Source organism: Allobosea sp. NPDC055594, assembly GCF_053618995.1.
Genome location: NZ_JBSHIO010000001.1, coordinates 729579 through 752076, shown reverse-complemented (window position 1 = coordinate 752076; position 22498 = coordinate 729579). Strand labels below are relative to the sequence as shown.

Annotated in this window: 22 protein-coding genes; 12 read left to right on the top strand and 10 right to left on the bottom strand. The window is 67.1% G+C overall.

What is annotated here, in order from left to right:
- Nucleotide 1: 1 nt before the first annotated feature.
- Entirely contained in the window at nucleotides 2-1195 is a 1194-nt protein-coding gene (locus tag ACWGRX_RS03515; protein WP_452116418.1) for a CaiB/BaiF CoA transferase family protein, read from the bottom strand.
- A gap of 278 nt (nucleotides 1196-1473) precedes the next feature.
- On the opposite strand from ACWGRX_RS03515, the gene ACWGRX_RS03510 reads away from it, so the two are divergent.
- Complete coding sequence (locus tag ACWGRX_RS03510; RefSeq protein WP_452116417.1) at nucleotides 1474-2511, top strand: aldo/keto reductase; 1038 nt, start codon at nucleotides 1474-1476, stop codon at nucleotides 2509-2511.
- A 214-nt stretch (nucleotides 2512-2725) separates the two neighbouring features.
- Nucleotides 2726-3358, top strand: coding sequence for a pyridoxamine 5'-phosphate oxidase family protein (locus ACWGRX_RS03505; RefSeq protein WP_291647116.1), 633 nt, complete (start codon nucleotides 2726-2728; stop codon nucleotides 3356-3358).
- 129 nt (nucleotides 3359-3487) lie between these two features.
- Here the strand turns inward: ACWGRX_RS03505 and modC are convergent, their stop codons facing one another.
- The 3 genes from modC to modA are packed head-to-tail and all read right to left on the bottom strand — an operon-like array spanning nucleotide 3488 to nucleotide 6071.
- Entirely contained in the window at nucleotides 3488-4573 is a 1086-nt protein-coding gene (modC, locus tag ACWGRX_RS03500; protein ID WP_452116416.1) for a molybdenum ABC transporter ATP-binding protein, read from the bottom strand.
- Nucleotides 4570-5268, bottom strand: coding sequence for a molybdate ABC transporter permease subunit (modB, locus tag ACWGRX_RS03495; protein ID WP_291637742.1), 699 nt, complete (start codon nucleotides 5266-5268; stop codon nucleotides 4570-4572). The genes modC and modB overlap by 4 nt, the downstream gene beginning before the upstream one ends.
- Nucleotides 5265-6071, bottom strand: coding sequence for a molybdate ABC transporter substrate-binding protein (gene modA / locus ACWGRX_RS03490; protein ID WP_452116415.1), 807 nt, complete (start codon nucleotides 6069-6071; stop codon nucleotides 5265-5267). The genes modB and modA overlap by 4 nt, the downstream gene beginning before the upstream one ends.
- Before the next feature lie 106 nt (nucleotides 6072-6177).
- Here modA and ACWGRX_RS03485 point away from each other — a divergent pair, with 106 nt between their 5' ends.
- Both ACWGRX_RS03485 and ACWGRX_RS03480 read left to right on the top strand, forming a co-directional pair.
- Nucleotides 6178-6384 (top strand): TOBE domain-containing protein, encoded by a 207-nt coding sequence (locus ACWGRX_RS03485; RefSeq protein WP_291637738.1) that lies wholly within the window; start codon nucleotides 6178-6180, stop codon nucleotides 6382-6384.
- Nucleotides 6385-6639: 255 nt separating this feature from the next.
- Nucleotides 6640-7347 (top strand): ankyrin repeat domain-containing protein, encoded by a 708-nt coding sequence (locus tag ACWGRX_RS03480; RefSeq protein WP_452116414.1) that lies wholly within the window; start codon nucleotides 6640-6642, stop codon nucleotides 7345-7347.
- 125 nt (nucleotides 7348-7472) lie between these two features.
- On the opposite strand, the gene sseA is transcribed toward ACWGRX_RS03480, so the two are convergent.
- Together sseA and ACWGRX_RS03470 are read right to left on the bottom strand one after the other, a co-directional pair.
- Nucleotides 7473-8327 (bottom strand): 3-mercaptopyruvate sulfurtransferase, encoded by an 855-nt coding sequence (sseA, locus tag ACWGRX_RS03475; RefSeq protein ID WP_452116413.1) that lies wholly within the window; start codon nucleotides 8325-8327, stop codon nucleotides 7473-7475.
- Between the two features lie 51 nt (nucleotides 8328-8378).
- Nucleotides 8379-9095, bottom strand: coding sequence for an alanyl-tRNA editing protein (locus ACWGRX_RS03470; protein ID WP_452116412.1), 717 nt, complete (start codon nucleotides 9093-9095; stop codon nucleotides 8379-8381).
- Between the two features lie 162 nt (nucleotides 9096-9257).
- On the opposite strand from ACWGRX_RS03470, the gene ACWGRX_RS03465 reads away from it, so the two are divergent.
- Entirely contained in the window at nucleotides 9258-10052 is a 795-nt protein-coding gene (locus ACWGRX_RS03465; protein ID WP_452116411.1) for an SDR family NAD(P)-dependent oxidoreductase, read from the top strand.
- Between the two features lie 3 nt (nucleotides 10053-10055).
- Here ACWGRX_RS03465 and ACWGRX_RS03460 read toward each other — a convergent pair whose 3' ends face one another.
- A complete protein-coding gene (locus ACWGRX_RS03460) occupies nucleotides 10056-11528 on the bottom strand; it encodes a cryptochrome/photolyase family protein (RefSeq protein WP_452116410.1) in 1473 nt (490 codons plus the stop codon).
- Between the two features lie 167 nt (nucleotides 11529-11695).
- On the opposite strand from ACWGRX_RS03460, the gene ACWGRX_RS03455 reads away from it, so the two are divergent.
- Nucleotides 11696-12286, top strand: a complete 591-nt coding sequence (locus tag ACWGRX_RS03455; protein WP_452116409.1) for a DUF2345 domain-containing protein — start codon at nucleotides 11696-11698, stop codon at nucleotides 12284-12286.
- Between the two features lie 100 nt (nucleotides 12287-12386).
- Here ACWGRX_RS03455 and ACWGRX_RS03450 read toward each other — a convergent pair whose 3' ends face one another.
- Entirely contained in the window at nucleotides 12387-15575 is a 3189-nt protein-coding gene (locus ACWGRX_RS03450) for an efflux RND transporter permease subunit (protein WP_452116408.1), read from the bottom strand.
- Nucleotides 15576-15646: 71 nt separating this feature from the next.
- Nucleotides 15647-16783, bottom strand: a complete 1137-nt coding sequence (locus ACWGRX_RS03445) for an efflux RND transporter periplasmic adaptor subunit (protein WP_452116407.1) — start codon at nucleotides 16781-16783, stop codon at nucleotides 15647-15649.
- A 252-nt stretch (nucleotides 16784-17035) separates the two neighbouring features.
- On the opposite strand from ACWGRX_RS03445, the gene gatB reads away from it, so the two are divergent.
- From gatB to ACWGRX_RS03425, 4 genes are all read left to right on the top strand, one after another.
- Nucleotides 17036-18514 (top strand): Asp-tRNA(Asn)/Glu-tRNA(Gln) amidotransferase subunit GatB, encoded by a 1479-nt coding sequence (gene gatB, locus ACWGRX_RS03440; protein ID WP_452116406.1) that lies wholly within the window; start codon nucleotides 17036-17038, stop codon nucleotides 18512-18514.
- 196 nt (nucleotides 18515-18710) lie between these two features.
- A complete protein-coding gene (locus tag ACWGRX_RS03435) occupies nucleotides 18711-19217 on the top strand; it encodes a GNAT family N-acetyltransferase (RefSeq protein WP_452116405.1) in 507 nt (168 codons plus the stop codon).
- Nucleotides 19218-19252: 35 nt separating this feature from the next.
- A complete protein-coding gene (locus ACWGRX_RS03430; RefSeq protein WP_452116404.1) occupies nucleotides 19253-19738 on the top strand; it encodes a GNAT family N-acetyltransferase in 486 nt (161 codons plus the stop codon).
- A gap of 125 nt (nucleotides 19739-19863) precedes the next feature.
- Complete coding sequence (locus tag ACWGRX_RS03425; RefSeq protein ID WP_291647131.1) at nucleotides 19864-20571, top strand: glutathione S-transferase N-terminal domain-containing protein; 708 nt, start codon at nucleotides 19864-19866, stop codon at nucleotides 20569-20571.
- A 175-nt stretch (nucleotides 20572-20746) separates the two neighbouring features.
- Here the strand turns inward: ACWGRX_RS03425 and ACWGRX_RS03420 are convergent, their stop codons facing one another.
- Nucleotides 20747-21118 (bottom strand): DUF2147 domain-containing protein, encoded by a 372-nt coding sequence (locus ACWGRX_RS03420; protein ID WP_452116403.1) that lies wholly within the window; start codon nucleotides 21116-21118, stop codon nucleotides 20747-20749.
- Between the two features lie 369 nt (nucleotides 21119-21487).
- Between ACWGRX_RS03420 and ACWGRX_RS03415 the strand changes: the two genes are divergently transcribed.
- Both ACWGRX_RS03415 and ndk read left to right on the top strand, forming a co-directional pair.
- Nucleotides 21488-21757, top strand: coding sequence for a sel1 repeat family protein (locus ACWGRX_RS03415; protein WP_452116402.1), 270 nt, complete (start codon nucleotides 21488-21490; stop codon nucleotides 21755-21757).
- Between the two features lie 259 nt (nucleotides 21758-22016).
- Nucleotides 22017-22439 (top strand): nucleoside-diphosphate kinase, encoded by a 423-nt coding sequence (ndk, locus tag ACWGRX_RS03410; protein ID WP_291639617.1) that lies wholly within the window; start codon nucleotides 22017-22019, stop codon nucleotides 22437-22439.
- Nucleotides 22440-22498: the final 59 nt, after the last annotated feature.

Here is a 22498-nt window from a genome sequence, read left to right as displayed (position 1 = left end):
TTCAGATGGCGCCGTCGGCGCGCAGTTGCGCGATCGCCGCGGCGTCATAGCCCAGCTCGGCGAGGATCTCATCATTGTGCTCGCCGGCATCCGGCGTCGGCGAAACCACGCTCGCCGGGGTGCGCGACAGGCCGACCGGCTCGCCGATGACGCGGATGTCGCCGAGAACCGGATGGGTGACGGGCTGCGCGATGCCGAGATGCTGCACCTGCGGATCGTCGAACATGGCGTCGACCGAATAGATCGGCCCGGCCGGCACCGAGGCCTTCTCGCAGGCGTCGAGCCAGTGGGCGCTGTCCTGCGCGGACATGATCTCCTCGAGCAGGATGCGCAGTTCCGGCCGTGCCGCATAGCGCTTCTCGACGCTGTCATAGCGTGGGTCGCTCGCCAGCTCCGGCCGGCCGAGCACGCCGCAGAAGGAGCGCCAATGCCCCTCGGCGCCGACGCCGAGATTGATATGGCCGTCGCGCGTGGCATAGACGCCCATCGGCGTCGCGTAAGGGTGGTCGTTGCCGGCCTGCGGCGGCACCGTGCCCTCGACCAGGAAGCGCGCAGCCTGGAAATCCATCATCGCGATCTGCGCCTCGAGCAGCGAGGTCTGTACCCACTGGCCCTTGCCGGAAACCGCGCGCTCCTGCAGCGCGACCAGCGCGCCGATCGCGCCGTAGAGCCCCGCCGCGGAATCGGCCACCGCGATGCCGGCCCTGACCGGCCCCTGGCCGGGCAGGCCGGTGACCGACATCATCCCGCCCATGCCCTGGGCGATCTGGTCGAAGCCGGCGCGCAGCCTGTAGGGGCCGCTCTGGCCGAAGCCCGAGACCGAGACCAGGATCAGGCGCGGATTGAGCGCATGCAGCGTTTCGAAATCGAGGCCGAGCCGGTCTTTCACATCCGGGCGGAAATTCTCGATCAGCAGGTCGGCATCGGCGATCAGCCGGCGTAAAACCGCCTTGCCGGCTTCCTTCTTCAGGTTGAGCGTCAGCGAGCGCTTGTTCCGGTGCAGGTTCTGCATGTCGTAGCCATGCCGTGCCCCGCTCATGTTCTCGTTCGGGTCGACGCCCGGCGGGCTTTCGATCTTCAGCACGTCGGCGCCGAAATCGGCGAAGATCCGGGCACAGGTCGGGCCGGCACGGACGCGGGAGAGGTCGAGGACACGGAGGTTCTCGAGCGCAGTGGAAGGTGTCGGGCGAGGCATGATGTTCCGGAAGGCTCTACAGGGGGCGCGACTATCCCGTCATCGGCCGGGAGCGTCAATGTTAAAGCCATTTTGTATGCAAGAATCGCGGCATGGCCATGTGCGACGCGCTCGCGCCGCGGCGCCACGAGACGGAGAGCGGCGCCGTGATCTGCGGCCCCGACATTGTGTCGCGTTCGCACGGTATTATCTTCGAGCCAGCCCGGTGACGGTCGACGCCAAAAAAACGCCGCGATCGACGCCACCCGGGCGTTTTCCTCAAATGGAAAGAGAACGTCATGCGCTATCACACGCTTGGCCAGACCGGCCTGCTCGTCTCCGAACTATGCCTGGGTACCATGACCTTCGGAGGCGGTGACGAGGGCTTCTGGGGACATATCGGCAGGCTCGAGCAGCAGGAGGCCGATGCGCTGGTCAGGACGGCGCTCGATGCCGGCATCAATTTCATCGATACCGCCAATGTCTATGCCGAGGGGCGCTCGGAGCAGATCACCGGCCAGGCCCTGCGCAATCTCGGCATCGCGCGCGACGAGGTCGTGATCGCGACCAAGGTCTTCAGCCGCATGGGGCAGGGGCCGAACGCCAGCGGCGCCAGTCGCTACCATATCATGGCCCAGGTCAAGGAGAGCCTGAAGCGGCTGCAGCTCGACCATATCGACCTCTACCAGATCCATGCCTTCGACAGCGTCACCCCGATGGAGGAGACGCTGGAGGCGCTCGACAGCCTCGTGCGCCAGGGCCATGTCCGCTATGTCGGGGTCTCGAACTGGGCGGCCTGGCAGGTCGCCAAGGCGCTCGGCATCTGCGAGCGGCGCCAGCTCTCCCGCATCGCCTCGCTGCAATCCTACTACACCATCGCCGGGCGCGATCTGGAGCGCGAGATCGTGCCGATGCTGCTCTCCGAGAAGGTCGGCCTGATGGTCTGGAGTCCGCTCGCCGGCGGGCTGCTCTCCGGTAAATACGACCGGCGCAACGAGCAGGGCGGCGAGGGGCGCCGGGCCAGTTTCGACTTCCCGCCGGTCGACCGCGAGCGCGGCTACGACGTTATCGATGTGATGCGCGGCATCGCCGAGACACATCGGCGCAGCGTCGCGCAGATCGCGCTCGCCTGGCTGCTGCACCAGCAGGCGGTGACGAGCGTGATCGTCGGCGCCAAGCGGCGGGAGCAGCTCGCCGAGAATCTCGCGGCGGTCGACATCGTCCTCTCGCCTGACGAGCTCAAGGCGCTCGACGCGATCAGCGCCCTGCCGCGCGAATATCCCGGCTGGATGCTGGAGCGCCAAGGTGCCAATCGCACCAAGCCGGACCAGCGCTGAGGTTGCAGCGGCTGTTCATGTTTCCGGCGGTATCTCAAAGGCTTCCGCCGGGAAGCGGAATCAGTTTCGCACGGCTTTGAATCGCCATGGCAACGGCCGGGGCGGCTCTGCGGGGTGAGGCCTCGGCGGCTCCGCCCGTTCATGCTAGATCGGAGCGAGTGGAGCCTGCCTCGGCTGATCGTGCAGCCGGGGGCGCGACCGGCCGGAGGGCGGGATGACGACGAGCGAGAAGCCTGGCACCGAAGTTGCGGACGCACGGGAGTTGCGAGCCGTGGTCGGCGAGGTCCATCTCATCGCCGAGCGCAAGGTGCTCGACCGGCTCGACCATTTCTGCCGCGACTTCATCGCGCTCTCGCCCTTCCTGGTGCTGGCGAGCTCGGACAGCGAGGGGCGGGCCGATGCGAGCCCGCGCGGCGACGGGCCGGGCTTCGTCCAGGTGCTCGACGAGAAGACGCTGCTGATCCCGGACCGGCGTGGCAACAACCGGGTCGACAGTTTCGGCAATGTGTTGAGCTCTCCGGGCGTCGGCCTGGTCTTTTTCGTGCCGGGGATCAACGAGACGCTGCGGGTCAATGGCCGGGCGAGGCTGACGCGCGACACGGCGCTGCTCGAACCCACGACCGTGCAGGAGAAGACGCCGAAGCTCGGCCTGCTGGTCGAGGTCGACGAGGCCTATTTCCATTGCGGCAAGGCCCTGATCCGCTCGAAGCTCTGGGCGCAGGATGCACAGATCGAGCGCGGCAGCTTCCCGACGCTCGGACGGATCGTCGCCGAGCAGACCAGAGCAGTCGACGCCGCCGAGGCCGATGCCAATCTGGAGGAGGCCTATCGGACGCGGCTCTATTGAGCCGCGCTCGATTGAGCCGCGCTCGCCTCATTGAGCATTTTCGAGCGAAGTGGGCGCCGGTTCGCGTGAAGAAAATGCGAAGAAGCAGAAAGCTAGGGTATTTCCGGCTTCAGGGAAGCGCGGAAATACCTAGCCGTCGATCGAGACGCTTTTGATCACAGCGTAGACGCGGTTGCCCGGCGCCAGGCGCAGATGCTCCGCCGATTTGCTCGTCAGACGCGCCAGCAGGCTGGCGCCGTTGCAGTCGATGCCGATCTCGAGCGCCGAGCCGCCGCTCCGGCGCGCCCCGATCTCGGCGATCGTGCCGCTGAGGACATTGAGCGCGCTGATGCCGTCCAGCGGCTTCAGGCTGACGAGTACGTCGCTGGCCAGGATCCGGACGCGCAGCTGGCTGCCCAGAGCCTGCGCCCGATGCGGCACCTGCACCTGTCCGGCCTGGGTTTCGAGTATGGAGAGGCCGTGCTCGGGCTCATGGCGCAGGATCCGCGCATCGAGGACCGAGCCGGCTTCCGGCGCCGCCGAAAGGATCGGCACGTCGGGGCGCGACATCAGATCGATCGTGCTGCCGCTGGCGATGACGCGACCCTGGTCGAGCACGACGAGATTGGAGGCCAGCCGCGCGACCTCGGCGACCGAATGCGAGACATAGACGATCGGAATGCCGAACGCGTCGCGCAGGCGCTCGATATAGGGCAGGATCTCGGCCTTGCGCGCTTCGTCGAGCGAGGCGAGGGGCTCGTCCATCAGCAGGAGCCGCGGCTTGGCCAGCAAGGCACGGCCGATGGCGACGCGCTGCTTCTCGCCGCCGGAGAGCCTGCCGGGATGGCGCTGCAGCAGATGGCCGATGCCGAGCAGATCGAGCACGTCGCCGATGTCGCTGCCGACATCCGCCTTGGGCGCGAACCACTGGCCGTAGAGCAGGTTCTGCCTCACCGTGAGATGCGGGAAGAGCCGCGCCTCCTGGAAGACATAGCCGATCCGGCGCCTGTGCTTGGGCACGAAGATGCCGCGCTCGCTGTCGAGCAGAACCTGGCCGTCGATGGCGATGCGGCCGCGCTCCGGGCGGGTGAGCCCGGCGATGATGTTGACCAGCGAGGTCTTGCCGGAGCCGGAGCGGCCGAACAGCGCGGTCAGGCGGCCGTCCGAGGTAAAATCGGCCGCGAGCCTGAAGGCGCCGAGCTGGTGCGAGACCGCGATCTCGATTGCGTTCGTCATTCGACTGCGATCCGCTTTCCGATGACCCGCGCCAGCACCTCGGAAGCGAACAGGGCCGCGACCGAGATCGCGATCGAGATCAGCGTCAGCCGCAGCGCGCCGGCATCGCCATTCGGCACCTGGGTGAAGGTGTAGATCGCGGAGGGCAGGGTCTGCGTCTCCCCGGGAATGTTGGAGACGAAGGTGATGGTCGCGCCGAACTCGCCCATCGCCTTGGCGAAGCACAGGATCATGCCGGCGAGGATGCCGGGCAGGCAGAGCGGCAGCGTCACAGTCAGGAAGACCCAGAACGGGCTCGCGCCGAGCGTCCCCGCCGCATCTTCGAGCTTGCGGTCGACGGCCTCGATCGACAGGCGGATCGCCCGGACCAGCAGCGGAAAGCCCATCACGGCGCAGGCGAGGGCCGCCCCGGTCCAGCGGAAGGAGAGCACGATCCCGAACCAGTCATAAAGCCATTGCCCGATCGGCCCGCGCCGCCCGAAGCCGATCAGCAGCAGGTAGCCGGTGACGACGGGCGGCAGGATCAACGGCAGGTGAACGAGCGCATCCAGCAGCGACTTGCCCCAGAAGCGCCCCCGCGCCAGCAGCCAGGCGGTGGCGATCCCGAAAGGCAGGCTCGCCAGCATGGCAGTGCTGGCGACGAGCAGGCTCAGCCGGACCGCCGTCCATTCCTCGGGCGAAAGCCAGTCGCTCACGAAGAGCTGGCGGGCTTGTTCAGTACCGTGAAGCCCTGCTTCTCGAACGACGCCTTGGCGCCGTTGCCGCGCAGGAATGTCAGGAAGGCGGCGGCGTCGGGATTGGCCGAATCCTTGGTCACCGCGACCGGGTAGATGATCGGCGGGTGGCTGTCCTCCGGGAAGGTCGCGATCACCTTGACCTTCGGGTCGGCGGCGGCGTCGGTCGCATAGACGATGCCGAGCGGGGCTTCGCCACGGGAAACCAGCAGCAGCGCGGCGCGGACATTATCGGCCTGCGCCACCTTGTCCTTGACCTTGTCCCAGCCGCCGAGCTTCTCCAGCGCCGCCTTGCCATATTTGCCGGCCGGAACGGAATCGACATTGGCCATGGCGAGGCGGCCGGCGCCGAGCGTGGCGCCGAGGTCGACACCTGGCGCGAGCGTGGCGGTCGTCTTCGAATCGGAGGGGGCGATCAGGGCGATCCGGTTGGCGAGCAGGCTGACGCGGGTCTCGGGCTTGATCAGCTTCTTGCCGGCCACATAATCCATCCAGTCGAGATCGGCCGAAAGGAACATGTCGGCGGGAGCGCCCTGTTCGAGCTGCTTGGCGAGCGCGCTGCTGGCGGCATAGGAGATCTTCGGCGCCGGCTTGCCGCTCTCCTTGACCCAGCTGGCGGCGGCTTCGTCGAGCGCGTTCTTCAAGCTGGCGGCCGCGAAGATCACCAGCTCCTTCGACTGGGCCTGTGCCTGAGAGGTTGCTGCGGCGAGCCCAATCAGCAGCGAGGCCGCAAAACCCAGGACTTGACGGCGGGGGAATGACATTGCTGACCTCGCTTTGGCTGTTGTCGCTATGTTCGTTTGAATATAGCGCTAAACGGCAAAGGTCGAGTCCGCATGCCGCGGCTCGCCGTTCCATCTGGAGAAGACCATGAAGATCAGCGCCCGCAACCAGCTCAAGGGCACCATCATCGAGATCACCAAGGGGGCGACGACTGCCCATGTCCGCCTCGATGTCGGCGGCACGGTCGTGACCTCCGCGATCACCAATGCCGCGGTGGACGAGCTCAAGCTCGCGGTCGGCCAGAAGGCCTATGCCGTGGTCAAGGCCTCGGATGTGATGATCGCGATCGACTGACGTCTGAATCGCCCGAGCGATTGCCGGCCGGCATCGGCCCGGCTAGCCTCCTGAAAAGAAAAAGGCCCGCGCCGAAGCGCAGGCCGAAGTCTAGGGAGGAAACGCCCAAGGAGGGCGCCACAGCATCTCTGCTGCGGTGCACAAGAGATAGGGCGTTCCGCGGAGCGGTACAAGAGGGAAAGGGCAGAATCGCTGTCCTTTTTTTGAGCAGGTTGCCGCCTCTTGCGCCGATCGCGGAAACGGGAGGCCGCGATCATGGTTTTCGGGCAACGCGCAATCGGATTTCGCCTCGTCGGTGCCGTTTTCGGGCTGGCGGCGACGGTCGGATTCGGCCGGCCGGCAGTCGCGCAGATTCCACCGTCGCAGGCCGAGATCGCCGCCTATGCCGGGCCGCATGCCGCAGCTCATCGGGGCGACATGGCGGCGTTGGAGCGAGCTCTGGCGCGGAAGCCGGAGCTCGATGCCCGCGACGGCCATGGCCGCACGGCGCTGCATGTCGCCGCTCATGCCGGCAGGCGCGAGATTATGCGCGCGCTGGCCGCGGCGGGGGCCGATCCGCGGGCCCTCGACGGACAGCGCTATGACGCGATCACCATTGCGGCCGTCAACGACGATGTCGAGACGATGCGGGTTGCGCTCGCCATCGGCGGCGACGCCCGGGCCGTGACCAGCCCCTATGCCGGCACGGCCCTGATCGCCGCCGCGCATCTCGGCCATGACGCGGTGGTGAAGGCGCTGATCGCGGCGGGCGCGCCGCTCGACCATGTCAACAATCTCGGCTGGACCGCGCTGATCGAGGCCGTGATCCTCGGCGATGGCGGCCCGCGTCATGTCGAGACCGCCCGCGCGCTCGTCGCTGCCGGCGCCCGCCGCGATCTTGCCGACCGCGATGGCGCGACGCCGCTCGATCATGCCCGGCGCCGCGGCTATGCCGCGATGGTGGCCGTTCTGGAGCGGCGCTAGCCGGGCATAGCATCGGACCGAAAAGTGGACTCCACTTTTCGGAAAACTCCGATGCGATAACACTGAGATAGATCACCGTGACCGCGTCCGAACGGACGCGCGGTGATCTAGGCGGCGCTCCTGGTTCAGCTCTTGGCCGGCCCTGTCGCGATCGGGCGGTCGCTCGCGCCCCATTCCGACCAGGAACCGTCATAGATCGCTCGCGCCGGCTTGCCGAGCGTCTCCAGCGCCGCCGAGAGGATCGCGGCCGAGACGCCCGAGCCGCAGCTCGTCACCATCGGCCTATCGAGGTCGACGCCGGCCTCGCGGAAGGCGGCGGCGAGGGCATCGGGTGCCTTGAGCTTGCCGTTCGCCACCAGTGCCGAGGAGGGCAGGTTGAGCGCGCCCGGCATATGGCCGGAGCGGACGCCCGGACGAGGCTCGGGCGCCTCGCCGCGGAAGCGCTCCGCCGGTCTTGCGTCGATCACCTGTGCCGAGGCGGTTTCGAGCGCCTTCGCCACGTCGTTCATGTCGGCGACGGCGGAATGGTCGAGCCGTGCCGTGAAGCTGCGCGGCTGGCGGGCGCGGGGCGCGCCTTCCTCGACCGGCCGGCCCTCGGCCAGCCATTGCGGCATGCCACCATCGAGGATCACCACGTCGCGGGCGCCGAAGGTCCGGAAGGTCCAGCGGACGCGCGGCGCCGAGAACAGGCCGAGCCCGTCATAGACGACGATGCGCATGCCGTCGCCGATGCCCATCGTGCCGGCGGCGGCCGCAAAGGCCTCGGGGCGCGGCAGCATGTGCGGCAGAGCAGATTCCGTGTCCTTGACCGCGTCGATATCGAAGCGGACCGCTCCGGGGATGCGCCGCTCGGCATATTCGGCGGCGGGATCGCGCGCCAGCGCCGGCAGATACCAGGAACCGTCGACGACGACGATGTCGGGCGCGTCGAGCCTCTCGGCCAGCCATTGGGTGGAGACGAAGACATCGTTGCTGGCCATGGAGCGGGGTTCCTCGAAGGAGTCTGGTTTCAGTGACTTGGAGACAAGTCTTCAGGCGAGTGCGATGCGGACGCGCCGGTTCTGCTTGCCCTTTTTCTCGATGCCGGTGACCGCGACCTTGCCGATTTCGGCGGTGTTGCGGACATGCGTTCCGCCGCAGGGCTGGAGGTCGATTTCGTCGATTCTCACCAGCCTGACCCGGCCGGACCCGCGCGGCGGCTTGACCGACATGGTCTTGACCAGGCCGGGATTGGCGTCGAGTTCCTCATCGGTAATCCAGCTTTCGCTGACTTCCGCATTGCGGCCGATCAACTCGTTCAGCTTCTCGTCGATCTCGGCCTTGTCGAGTCCGCCTTCCGGAATGTCGAAATCGAGCCGGCCATCGCCTTCGCCGATGGCGCCGCCGGTGACCGGGTAAGGCAGGGCGACGCTGAGCAGGTGCAGTGCGGTGTGGATGCGCATGCGCTTCAGCCGGCGCTCCCAGTCGAGCCGGGCGGTGACCTTGTCGCCGACGCCCGGAGCGGCCTGCCCCTCCAGGGGCACATGCAGAATGCGGCTCTTGTCCTCGGGATCATAGATCGTGGTGCCGATCGCGATCTCGCGGCCATCGGCCGTGACGAGGAGGCCGGCATCGCCCGGCTGTCCACCGCCGGTGGCATAGAATACCGTCCGGTCGAGCTCGATGCCGCCGCGCTCGTTGACGGAAAGAACGGTCGCCGTGGTTTCGCTCTGATAGGCGTCGGCGCGGAACAGCAATTCGGTCGGCATGTAGATCTCCCTGGGATCGTCAGCTTATCGCAGGCCCGGCGGCCGCGGCAAAGATGCCTGCGATCGATGATCCTCTTCGCCGACGGGGCTTCCGCCGCGCCGCTGCTGTGACTAGGTTGCCGGGCTGGATCGCCGGTTCATCACCGGTGCGGGGACCCCTCGATGACCATGCCACGCATGCAGCCGAAGGACGGCGTCGCCTGGATCACCGGTGCGAGTTCCGGCATCGGCGCGGCGGTGGCGCTCGAACTGGCGCGGCGCGGCTGGACCGTCGCGATCACGGCGCGGCGCCTCGAACTGCTCGAGGAGGTCGCTCTGCAGGGCGCAGGCCTGCCGGGACGCATCGTCGCTCATGCCGGCGACGTCACCGATCCCGAGGCGATGCGCGCCGTCGTTGAGGGTATCGAGAGCGTCCACGGGCCGATCGCGCTCGCCTTCCTCAATGCCGGTACGGCCCAGGGCAACCGGCCCGACGCGTTGGATGCGGCGACTTTCGAGCGCATCTTCGCCGTCAACCTGTTCGGCGTGGTGCGTGGGGTTTCGGCCCTGATCGAGAATATGAGCGATCGCGGCAAGGGCCAGATCGCCGTCAACGCCTCGCTCGTCGGCTATGCCGGCATGCCGGGGAGCGGTGCTTATGGCGCCTCCAAGGCTGCGGCGATCCATCTTTGCGAGAGCCTGCGCTTTGAATGCGACCGGCTCGGCATCCGCCTGCAGCTGGTCAATCCCGGCTTCGTCGACACGCCGATGACCAAGCGCAACAGTTTTGCGATGCCGCTGCTGATGAGCGAACAGGCGGCGGCGGCCCGTATCGCCGACGGCCTTGCCCGCGGCGGCTTCGAGATCGTCTTCCCGCGGCGCCTCGCCTGGACGCTGAAACTGATCCGGCTCTTGCCCTATCCGCTCTATTTCCGCGCGGCGCGGGCCCTGGCCGGCGGGACGAACCGCGACGGCTGAATCTCAGGCTTCCTCGGCGGCGCCGTCCGCCCTGAGCTGCCCCAGCGCGGCGAGCGCGCGCCTGCGGCCGAAGTCGAGATCGACGATCGGCCGGGGATAGTTCTCGCCCAGCCTGATTCCGGCCTCGTGCAGAATGGCTTGCGGCGTGCTCCAGGGGCGGTGGACGAATCTGACGTCGAGCTTCGCGAGCTCCGGCACGAAGCGTCTGACATAGGCGCCGTCGGGATCGAACTTCTCGCCCTGGGTCACCGGGTTGAAGATGCGGAAATAGGGCGCCGCGTCGGCGCCGGACCCCGCCACCCATTGCCAGCTCGCGGCGTTGTTGGCCGGGTCGGCATCGACCAGCGTGTCCCAGAACCAGGCTTCGCCGGCACGCCAGTCGGTCAGCAGATGCTTGATCAGGAAGGAAGCGGTCACCATGCGCACGCGGTTGTGCATCCAGCCGGTCTGCCAGAGCTCGCGCATGCCGGCATCGACGATCGGGTAGCCGGTCAGTCCCTTCCGCCAGGCCGCGAGCCCGGCCATGTCCTGCTCCCAGCCGAAGCCGTCGAAGCGTCGATTGAAGTTGCGCGTCGCCAGCTCGGGGTTGTGGAACAGCAGGTGATAGGAGAATTCGCGCCAGCCGATCTCGGACAGGAATTTCTCGGCGTCGGCCGGGCTTCCCGTCGTCTCGCCGGCTTCGAGCGCCATCTGCACGGCCTGCCAGATCTGGCGCGGGCCGATCTCGCCAAAGCGCAGATGCGGCGAGAGCCGCGATGTCGCCGGCCGGTCCGGCCGGTCCCGTTCGGTGCGGTAGCCGGCGAGGCCTTCGTCGAGGAAATCGGTCAGGCGGGCCTGGGCTCCGTCCTCACCGGGCGTCCAGCTTTCGCGCAGGCCGCCGGCCCAGTCGGGCTTGCCCGGCTCGAGACCGAGCTCGTCGATCGACAGCGTCATGTCGCGCAGGGAGGCCGGCAGCTCCGCCTTGCGGATGGCCTCCGGCGCCGGCAGGGGTGGGTGCGGCGTGCCGCGCTCGCGGGCGGCGCGCCAATAAGGCGTGAAGACCTGCATCGGCCCGCCTGCCTTGCTCTTCACCTGCCAGGGCTCGTTGAGCAGGGCGGCGTTGAAGCTTTCCACCGCGACCCCGCTCGCCGCGAGCTCGGCTTTCAGGGCCTTGTCGAGCGCGATGGCCGGCGCCTCATAGCGCCGGTTCCAGGCGACGAAGCCGATGCCGGCTTCCCGAACCAGACGGGGCAGGATCTGTGCGGGATCGCCGCGCATCACGAGGAGCTCGCCGCCGCGCGCCGTGATCGCGGCCGAAAGCGCCGTAAGCGAGCGCGACAGCCACCAGCGCGCCGCGCCGCCGAGCGCCCGCCGCTTCGGCGACGTGTTGAGGATGTAGAGGCAGAGGATCGGGCCGTGATCGAGAGCGGCGGTCAGGGCCGGATTGTCGGAGAGACGCAGATCCTCGCGGAACCAGACCAGGGCGGGGCCTTGCATCACGTCTCTGCTGCTCCTTCCGGCACTGCTTTCCGCCGTTGCCAGGCGTCCCGGATCGGAGATGGTCCGGTCTGCCGTAACGTCATTGCGTGCTGCCTCCGGCCGGGGCCGTGATACACTCGCCGCGGCTGCGGGTCGAGAACGGGCATCGTCGGGGAGGCAGTCTGATGGCGACACCGGAAGTGGATGCGCTGACGCGCCGCGTGGCCGCACTCGAAACCCAGCTCGCGGCCTTGCTCCAGGCGATCAATGTCGGCCGTGGCGGCTCGGTCGCGATCAGCGCGCCGACCGGCTTGAGCATCACCGTGGGCGGCAACTGCACGATCAGCGCCGGGGCCGAGCTGACGTTGAACGCCGGCAGCAATTTCAGGACGAGTGTCGGCAGCGCCTACACGCTGCAATCCGGCGCCGGCATCAGGTTGGCGGCCGGTACTGGTATCGGCATCTTCGCCGCGACCGCGCTCAACCTTAATGCCAACAGGCAGATCAGCCTGACGACGCGCGCCTTCGAGGTCGCGGCCGCAGTCAGCATCGACATCGACAGCAGCAAGGATTTTGCCATCGCCAGCGGCCGGGCGCTCAGCGTCGAGGCTGCCGACGGCATGCTGCTCGATTCCGGTGCGGCCTCCCTCCACCTGAAAAAGGATGGCTCGGTCGATCTCAAGGGCAAGGACGTCAACATCCGGGCCGGCGGCAGGATCAATGCCGTTGCGAGTTCCGATGTGACGATCAAGGGCTCCAAGATTCTCCAGAACTAAGATTCTGCAGAACTGAGAGCCGGCGCTCGGCTTCGCCCTCCGGAAGCGAAAACCCCGCCCGGGCCGGGTGGCCGGGGCGGGGTTCGTTTACGTTCGCGCCTCAGTGGGGCTGGGGCGCCGTGGCTTCCGTCGCCGGCTTTTTCTTCTTCTGGGGAGCGAGCGAGGCGAGCCAGCGCACGACCACATAGAAGACCGGCGTGAACAGCAGGCCGAACAGGGTGACGCCGATCATGCCGGAGAACACCGCAATGCCGAGCACCTGGCGCATCTCCGCGCCGGCGCCGACCGAGATCGTCAGCGGCAGCACGCCGAGGATGAAGGCGAGCGAGGTCATCAGGATCGGCCGCAGACGGGTTCTCGCGGCGGCGATGGCGGCATCGCGCCGGCTCATGCCCTCGTCCTCTGCCTGCTTGGCGAACTCGACGATCAGGATCGCGTTCTTCGCCGCCAGACCGACCAGCACCACGAGCCCGATATCGACCAGCACGTTGCGGTCGAAATCCTTGTAGCTGACGCCGATCATCGCCGCGAGGATACACATCGGCACGATCAGGATGACGGCGAGCGGCAAGGTCCAGCTTTCGTAGAGTGCCGCCAGCAGCAGGAAGACGAAGACGACGGCAAGGCCGAAGGCGATGATCGCGGTGTTGCCGGCAAGCTTCTCCTGCAGCGCGATCTCGGTCCATTCGAAGCCGAAACCGGCCGGCAGGACCTGGCTCGCGATCTTCTCCACCGCAGCGATGCCCTGGCCGGTCGAGTAGCCGCGTGCCATCGACAGCTGCACTTCCGCCGCCGGATAGAGATTGTAGCGCGGCACGCGATAGGCGCCGGTCGTGTCCGAGAAGGTCGCGACCGAGCCGATCGGCACCATCTCGCCATCGGCATTGCGCGTCTTCAGATTGGCGACGTCGCGAATGTCGAGCCGGTGCGGATTGTCGGCCTGGGCCGTGACCCGGAAGGTCCGGCCGAGCAGGTTGAAGTCGTTGACATAGGCCGAACCCATATAGATCGAGAGCGTCTCGAAGATCCGGGTCACGGGCACGCCGAGCATTTCGGCCTTGGTCCTGTCGATATCCGCATAGATCTGCGGCGTCTTGGTCGAGAACAGGGTGAAGGGCTGCTGGATGCCGGGCGACTGGGCCGCCGTTCCCGCCACGGCCCAGGTCGCGCCCTCGAGCGCGGTGAGCCCGCGTCCGCCACGATCCTGGACATAACCCTTCAGGCCGCCGCCCGTGCCGATGCCCGGAACCGCCGGAGGCTCGACCACGAGGGCGAAAGCCTCGCCGATCTGGAAGAGCTGGGTGCGCAGGTCGTTCAGGATGCCCTGGGTGGTGAGGCCGGCCTTGGCGCGCTCGCGGAAGTCGCTGAGCGTGACGAAGGCGACGCCGGAATTGGGGGCGAGCGTGAAGGTCGCCCCGTCCAGGCCGGCGAAGGCGACGGCATGGGCGACGCCCGGGCGCGACAGCAGAAGGTCGGTCGCCTTGCGCACCACCGCGTCGGTCCGCGGCAGCGACGAGCCCGGCGGCAGCTGGAAGACGGCGATGAAATAGCCGCGGTCGAGCTGCGGCACGAGACCGGTCGGGACGGCGGCGAGGCGCTGGCCGGCGACCGCGATCAGTGCGGCATAGACCAGGAGCATGATGACGCCGAGGCGGATCAGGCGCGAGGTCACCGCGCCATAGGCTCGCGACAGCCAGTCGAAGGCCATGTTGAAATACTTGAAGAACCAGCGCAGTGGCGCGCCGAGCATCGCGAAGAAGCCGGTCGGCTTCTCATGGCTGTGCGGCTTCAGCAGGATCGCCGACATCGCCGGCGACAGGGTCAGTGAGACGAAGCAGGAGATCGCCGTCGACGCCGCGATGGTCACCGCGAACTGCTGGTAGAAGGTGCCCTGCAGGCCGGAGATGAACGCGGTCGGGATGAACACGGCGCAGAGCACGAGCGCGATCGCGAGCAGCGCGCCGCCGACCTCGTCCATCGTCTTGTGCGCCGCTTCCTTGGCGTTCATGCCCTGGGCGAGATAGCGCTCGACGTTCTCGACGACGACGATCGCGTCGTCGACGACGATGCCGATCGCCAGCACCAGGGCGAGCAGCGAGATCGTGTTGAAGGAGATGCCGACCGCGCTCATCACCAGGAAGGTGCCGACCAGCGAGACCGGGATCGCGATGATCGGGATGATCGCGGCGCGCCAGGTCTGCAGGAACAGCACCACGACGATGACCACGAGCAGGATCGCCTCGAGCAGCGTCGTGACCACCGCCGAGACGGATTCCGCGATGAACTCGGTCGGGTTGTAGACGATCTTGTACTCGACGCCGGCCGGGAAGTTCTTCGACAGCTGGTCCATCGTCCGGATCAGCGCCTCGGAGGCGGCGAGCGCATTCGAGCCCGGGCGCTGGAACACGCCGATCGCGACCGCTTCCTTGTTGTCGAGATAGGAGTTCGAGAGATAGTCCTGCGCGCCGAGTTCGACACGCGCGACGTCGCGCAGCCGGATCGTGCCGCCATCCGCATCCGAGCGGACGACGATGTTGTAGAACTCGTCGACGGTGGTGAGACGGCCGAGCGTGTTGACCGAGAGCTGGAAGGCGCCGTCCGACTGCGCCGGCGGCTGGTTGATCGCGCCCGCCGCGACCTGGATGTTGGCGGCGCGGATCGCCGCGACGACATCGCCCGCCGTCAGGTTGCGCGAGGCGACCTTGGCCGGATCGAGCCAGACGCGCATCGAGTAGTCGCGCGCGCCGAAGACCTGGACGTCGCCGACGCCCTCGACGCGGGTGAGCACATCCTTGACGTTCAGCGTGGTGTAGTTCGAGACGTATTGCTGGTCGCGTGAGCCGTCCGGCGACAGCATGTGGATGACCATCAGGAAGTCCGGCGAGGCCTTGCGGACCTGCAGGCCGAGCGTGCGCACCTCCTGCGGCAGGCGCGGCTCGGCCGCCGAAACGCGGTTCTGCACCAGCACCTGGGCCTGGTCGACGTCGGTGCCGCCCTTGAAGACGACGTTGATCGAGACGCGCCCGTCACCGGTCGACTGCGACTGGATGTAGAGCATGTCGTCGACGCCGTTGACCTCCTGCTCGATCGGCGCCGCGACCGTGGCCGCGACGACCTCGGCCGAGGCGCCCGGATAGGTCGCGGTGATCGTCACGGTCGGCGGCGCGATCTCGGGATATTCCGCGATCGGCAGGGTACGCAGGGTGATCGCGCCGGCGATGGTCAGCAGGACCGAAAGAACGGTCGCGAAGATCGGCCGGTCGATGAAGAAATGGGCGAAGCGGAACATGCTTTGGTCCTGGCCAGGAAGGGCAGGCAGACGGGCGATGCCGTCCGCTGGCGTCGTGCGGCGTGCGCGCCTTACTTGGCGGCGGCCGCCTTGATCTCGGTCTGCTGCGGCGTCACCGTCACGCCGGGCCGGACCATGGGATTGGCGAGACCGGTGACGATCACCCTGTCGCCGGCGGTCAGTCCTTTGACGATCACGCGCAGCCCGTCCGTGATCTGGCCGAGGGTGACGGGCTTGGGCACGACCTTGTTGTCGGCGCTGACCGTCAGCACGATCTTGTTGGCCTGGTCGGAGACGATCACCGAATCCGGTACCAGCAGGCCGTCGACCTCGCCGGCATCGAGGCGCAATCGCCCGAAGGAGCCCGGTGTCAGGAAGCGGTCGGTGTTGGCGAAGACGGCGCGGCCGCGGATCGTGCCCGAACGGGCGTTCAGGGTGTTGTCGACGAAGTCGATCTTGCCGGTCCGGTTCCAGCTCGTCTCGTCCGAGAGGCGCACGCGTGCCTCCGGGGCGACGCCGCGCAGGCTGGCGAGACGGGCATAGCGCAGATAGTCGGCCTCCGAGACGTCGAAGACGAACTTGATTGGATCGAGTGCGACGATGGTCGTCAGCAGGGTCGCGCCGGACTGCCCGCCGGCGATCAGGTTGCCGGCGTCGACGCGCCGGTTGGAGAGCCGGCCGGCGAGCGGCGCGCGCACCTGCGTCCATTCGAGATTGAGCTCGGCCGTCTTCAGATTGGCCTCGGCCGCCTGGTGCGAGGCGATCGCGCCGTTGAGGTTGGCGCGGCGCTGGTCGATGTCGCGGGCGGTGATCGTCCGGTTCTGGGTCAAGGCCTCGGCGCGCTCGACCTCGTTCTGGTTGAGGTCGACCTGGGCCTTGGTGCGGGCGACCTCGGCGCGCGCGGCGTCGACCGCGAGCGTATAGGGCCGCTGGTCGATGGTGAAGAGCAGGTCGCCCGCCTTCACCATGTCGCCGTCCTTGAAATGGATCTTGTCGACGAAGCCCGAGACGCGCGCCCGCACCTCGACCTGCTCGTCGGCTTCGAAGCGGCCGGTGAATTCGTCCCAATTGGTGACCCGCTTGGCCAGCGGCGTCGCCACGGTGACCGGCGGCGCAGGAGGCGCACCCTGCGCGATCGCCGCGAGCGGAAAGGCCGGGAGGGCGGCCGCCAAGACGAAAAGCGCCCTGCGGGAGCGACGGCGGATCATGGGTGACTCCGAAATGAATGCGGGCCCGGCGCGAGCTGCGGTTTCCCGGCGGTCAGGCAGAAATGCTGTAGTGCTGACGATTGTCAAGATACGTCACTCGACATTCGTGCGGCCTTGCGTGTCGCGGCCGGGATTGTGGTGCCATCGGGGCGCAGCGGCAACAGATGCTTGCTGGCGGCTGCGCAAGGCTCTACCTGAGGGGTTCGTCAATTTCTGGCAGGGCCGGCCGCCCGCCGTTTCCGGAACATCGCCATGAACGCCCATTCACGCCCCGCCGATCCGAAGAAGCTCATCAAGGGGGCAACCGGCGACTGGGAGGTCGTGATCGGCCTGGAGATCCATGCCCAGGTGACCTCCAACGCCAAGCTGTTCTCCGGCTCCTCCACGGCCTTCGGCGGCGAGCCGAACGCCCATGTCAGCCTGGTCGATGCGGCAATGCCCGGGATGCTGCCGGTGATCAACGAGGAATGCGTGCGCCAGGCGGTCCGCACCGGGCTCGGCCTGAATGCGCAGATCAACCACCGCTCGGTCTTCGACCGCAAGAACTACTTCTATCCGGATTTGCCGCAGGGCTATCAAATCAGCCAGTACAAGCACCCGATCGTCGGGGAGGGCGAGATCGCGGTCGACCTGTCGCCGACCGAGCAGATCACGGTGGGCATCGAGCGCCTGCATCTCGAGCAGGATGCCGGCAAGTCGATGCACGACCAGCACCCGACCATGAGCTTCGTCGACCTCAACCGTTCGGGCGTCGCGCTGATGGAGATCGTCTCCAAGCCGGATCTGCGCTCGGCCGACGAGGCCAAGGCCTATGTCTCGAAGCTGCGCACCATCCTGCGCTATATCGGCTCCTGCGACGGCGACATGGAGAAGGGCAATCTGCGCGCCGACGTCAACGTCTCCGTGCGCAAGCCGGGCGAGCCCTTCGGCACGCGCTGCGAGATCAAGAACGTCAATTCGATCCGCTTCATCGGCCAGGCGGTCGAGGTCGAGGCCCGCCGCCAGATCGGCATCCTCGAGGATGGCGGTTCGATCGATCAGGAGACGCGCCTCTACGATCCCGGCAAGGGCGAGACGCGCTCGATGCGCTCCAAGGAGGAGGCGCACGACTACCGCTATTTCCCCGATCCGGACTTGCTGCCGCTCGAATTCGACGGTGCTTTCGTCGACGATCTGAAGCAGCATCTTCCCGAGCTGCCGGACGCCAAGAAGGCGCGCTTCATCGCCGAATACGGGCTCTCGCCCTATGACGCCTCGGTGCTGGTCGCCGAGCGCGACCAGGCCGATTATTTCGAGGCGGTGGCGAAAGGCCGCGATGGCAAGGCCGCCGCGAACTGGGTGATCAACGAGCTGTTCGGCCGCCTCAACAAGGAGGGCAAGGAGGTCTCGACCTCGCCGGTCTCGGCTGCCCAGCTCGGTGGCCTCGTCGACCTGATCGGCGAGGGCGTGATCTCCGGCAAGATCGCCAAGGACCTGTTCGAGATCCTCTGGACCGAAGGTGGCGATCCCAGAGAAATCGTCGAGGCCCGCGGCATGAAGCAGGTCACCGACACCGGCGCCATCGAGAAGGCGGTCGACGAGATCATCGCCGCCAATCCGGACAAGGTCGAGCAGGTCAAGGCGAAGCCGACCATGCTCGGCTGGTTCGTCGGACAGGCGATGAAGGCCTCGGGCGGCAAGGCCAATCCGCAGGCCCTGAACGAGATCCTGAAGGCGAAACTGGGAATCTAGGTCTGGAACACGGCGTCATCCCGGACAAGCCGCCCTCGGGTCCGGCCTTTGGCCGGCCCAAGGATAAACTCCGCGGCGCAGATCCGGGATCCATCGAAGGCCGTGGTGCCCGACGATGGATTCCGGCGCTATGCTGCGCTGCGGCCGGGATGACGTGGAAGCTCGATCGCGGGTTCTCGTTGGGTGGGGCCCCAAGGTGACGCAAGCTGGTCTCATCATCCGCGACGCGACTTCGGCCGATCTACCGGCCGTGCGCGCGCTGCTGGTCGAGACCTGGCATGCGACCTATGATGGCATCTATGGCTGGCGTCGCGTCGCCGAGATTACCAATGCCTGGCATTCGCTCGATGCGCTCGCCGCTCAACTCGGGCGCGAGAGCGGTGTTTTCCTGATCGCGCTGATCGGCGAGGAGGTCGTCGGCACGGCCTCGGCCCGCAGCGAGCCTGATCATGCGGCGCTGCTGACGCGGCTCTACGTCCTGCCGGCGCGGCAGGGCGAGGGCATCGGCCGAACGCTGCTCCAGGTCGCGCTCGCCTGCTTCCCGGATGCGCCGGTGGCGCGGCTCGAGGTCGAGAGCCAGAACGAACTCGCCATCGCCTTCTACGAGCGCATGGGTTTCTTCCTGCAGCGCCAGGCCCGTTTCGACGGGCGCGAGGACACCCCCAACACCTTGATCATGGCCAGGCGGCTGTTCGTCGGTTGAACGCGCCTGCCAAGGCCTTTTCCCCGGAGATTGCGATGAACGACGTGTCCAACCCACATGGGATCACAATGCGCGCGGCGACCCGTGCCGACGCCCCGCGCATCGCGGCCCTGATCCTGATGGGGGCGGCCAAGCAGACGCGCACGGAGGCCGAGATCGAGGAGGAGGCAGCTCATCCGGCCTATCTCAGCGCGTTCGACGAGGTCGCGGCGAGCCCGCATAACAGGCTCTTCGTCGCCGAGCTCGACGGCGCGGTGGTCGGAACCTTGCAGGTGACGCTGATCCCGGGCCTGGTCAATCGCGGCCGCAAACGTGCCAAGCTCGAGAGCGTGCATGTCGACCCGGCCCAGCGCAGCCGCGGCATCGGTGCCGTCATGGTCGCCTTCGCGGTCGATTTCGCCCGGCGCAACGGGGTGGGGCTGGTCGAGCTGACCTCGAACAAGTCCCGCGAGGCGGCGCACCGCTTCTACCGGCGGCTCGGCTTCGAACAGAGCCATGAGGGCTTCAAGCTCGAGCTCTGAGGCCGGTGCTACGCTCCCTCACGGCATGGCTCGCCCGCCCTGGGTGCGCGGCCGATGAGCTTACGCAGCCGCGGCCGGCTCCCTAGAGTGACCGGCCAACCTCAACGCAGACGAGGATGCAACGCATGTCGCAAGAGCAGTCCAAGCCGATCGATCTCTATTACTGGCCGACGCCGAATGGCTGGAAGATCACCATCATGCTCGAGGAGTGCGGGCTGCCCTACGAAATCGTGCCGGTGAACATCGGCAAGGGCGACCAGTTCAAGCCGGAATTCCTCGCCTTCTCGCCAAACAACCGGATGCCGGCGATCATCGATCCGCAGGGGCCGGACGGCACGCCGATCTCGGTCTTCGAATCCGGTGCGATCCTGCAATATCTCGGCCGCAAGACCGGGAAATTCTATCCGGCCGACGAGCGTGCCCGCGTCGCCGTCGACGAATGGCTGTTCTGGCAGATGGGCGGATTCGGGCCGATGCTCGGCCAGACCCATCATTTCCGCATCTACGCGCCGGAGAAGGTGCCCTATGCGATCGAGCGCTACACCAATGAGGCGAATCGGCTCTATGGGGTGCTGAACCGGCGCCTCGAAGGCCGCGAATTCATCTGCGACGCCTATTCGATCGCCGACATGGCCTGCATCGGCTGGGCCCGTGGCTGGGAGCGCCAGGGCCAGGACATCGCGCAATTCCCCAATGTCGCGCGCTGGCTCGAGACGATGCTGGCGCGTCCGGCCGTCCAGCGTGGGCTTGCCGTCGGTGCGGAGCTGCGCAACCCGGCCGGCATCTCGACGCCGGAGGAGAAGGCGATCCTGTTCGGCCAGAAGGCGCGCTAGGCGTCCTCAATCTAGCCGGGAAACGCGCTGTCATCCTGGGCGAGCGGAGCTCGGCCCGGGATCCATCATAGGGCTCCAGTGCCCTTCGATGGATCCCGGATCTGCGCCGCTTCGCGGCTTGTCCAGGATGACTTTGTGGTTCCGAGCATAGCCGGCACGCCAGAGGCTCCGCACCTCAATTGCTCCGCGACCATTTCACCGAGCGGCAGATCAGCCCGCCCATGACGCAGCCGGCCGTGGTCAGCGTGTCCCCTGAGAGGCTCATCGTCCCCGAATAGGTCTTGCCGTCCTCGGGGTTGAAGGCGCTGCCGCTCCATTTTCCGGGACCCGATGGCTTCATGTCGTAGAAGATGCGCTGACCCAGCTTGGCGGGGCCGCCACTGTCCTTGAGCCAGGAGATCGTGCCGCAGACAGCCTCGCCGCATTTGGCGAGGCGCACTTTGGAAGCGCCACTGTCGCGCAGCCAAGTGCCGGTGACCTCCTGGGCGAGGGACGGGGTGGCGAACATGGCGAGTGCCGCGGCGATCGCGAACGGGCGAAGGCTCATGACGTTCCTCCTCTGGCAGTGACCAGCGTTGATCGCATGGTTCAGATATAAACTATATCCGAGCCCGGATTGGCTTCAAGAGGGCGAGCCGGATGGCGCGGCGTCCCTCGCCAGCTCTCGGCGAATGGCCGAGAGGGTGAATCCTCCGTCAACGCCTGCCGCTGCGTAACTTTTCAAAGGCATTGAAATTATTCGCTATTTTGGAGCGGAAGGCTGAATCCAGTGTTGATTTAACCGTGTGCTTACGAGTCGTTGAGTTTCGATTCATCTCAAATTTTAGCGGAGTCTTTTACCGCCTGGCTCGAACCTCCTCATCAAGAAGCGCGGCCCGGGAAGGGTCGGGCCACAGTGAAAACAGGGTGGTTTGTCATGGCACGCATGGAGATGAGCGCGATCCCGGCCTCGCTGGCGATCCCGATGGAAGCCTCGGCCGACGCCTATTATGAGCTCGGCCTGATGCACGCCGCCGGCCGCACGGCGCCGGTCGATCTGGTCGCCGCGCAGAAATGGTTCAACGTCGCGCTCGCCAAGGGTTGCAGCCGCGCCGCCGCCCACCGTGCCGAGCTGGCCCAGGAGATGAGCCGCGAGGAGGTCGCCGAGGCGCTGCGAGAGGCGCGCAGGTTCCTGACCCGGCACTGAGGATCAGGCCAGGTCGGGCGATCGGGGGCGTGCGATTTTTGAGCCCTCATCCTGAGGAGCGACCTTAGGGTCGCGCCTCGAAGGATGCTCCAGCTGGCTCCGGAGCCTCCTGGAGCATCCTTCGAGACGCCGCTGCGCCGCTCCTCAGGATGAGGCGCGAGGGACTGTTGCGATCCAAGCCGTCGCAGCCTTGTGGCCGGGGGAGGGCGCCGCTATAAGCGCGCCGCATTCTCCCGATTTTGCCCCAAGGATTACAACGATGGCTGTCCAGCGTACCTTTTCCATTCTCAAGCCCGACGCGACGCGTCGCAACCTCACGGGCGCGGTCAATGCGGTCATCGAGAAGGCCGGCCTGCGCATCGTCGCGCAGAAGCGCATCCAGATGACCAAGGCCCAGGCCGAGACCTTCTACGCCGTCCACAGCGCGCGTCCCTTCTTCGGCGAGCTCGTCGAGTTCATGACCTCCGGCCCGGTCGTCGTGCAGGTCCTCGAAGGCGAGAACGCCATCGCCGCCTATCGCGAGGTGATGGGCGCCACCAACCCGGCCAACGCCGCCGAGGGCACCGTCCGCAAGCTCTTCGCCGAGTCGGTCGGCGAGAACACCGTCCATGGCTCGGACGCCCCGGAGACCGCCGCGATCGAGATCGCCCAGTTCTTCTCGGGCAACGAGATCGTCGGCTGAGCCGATCGCCTTTCAGGCGTCGATAACAAAGAAGGGCGGGTCCGCGAGGGCCCGCCCTT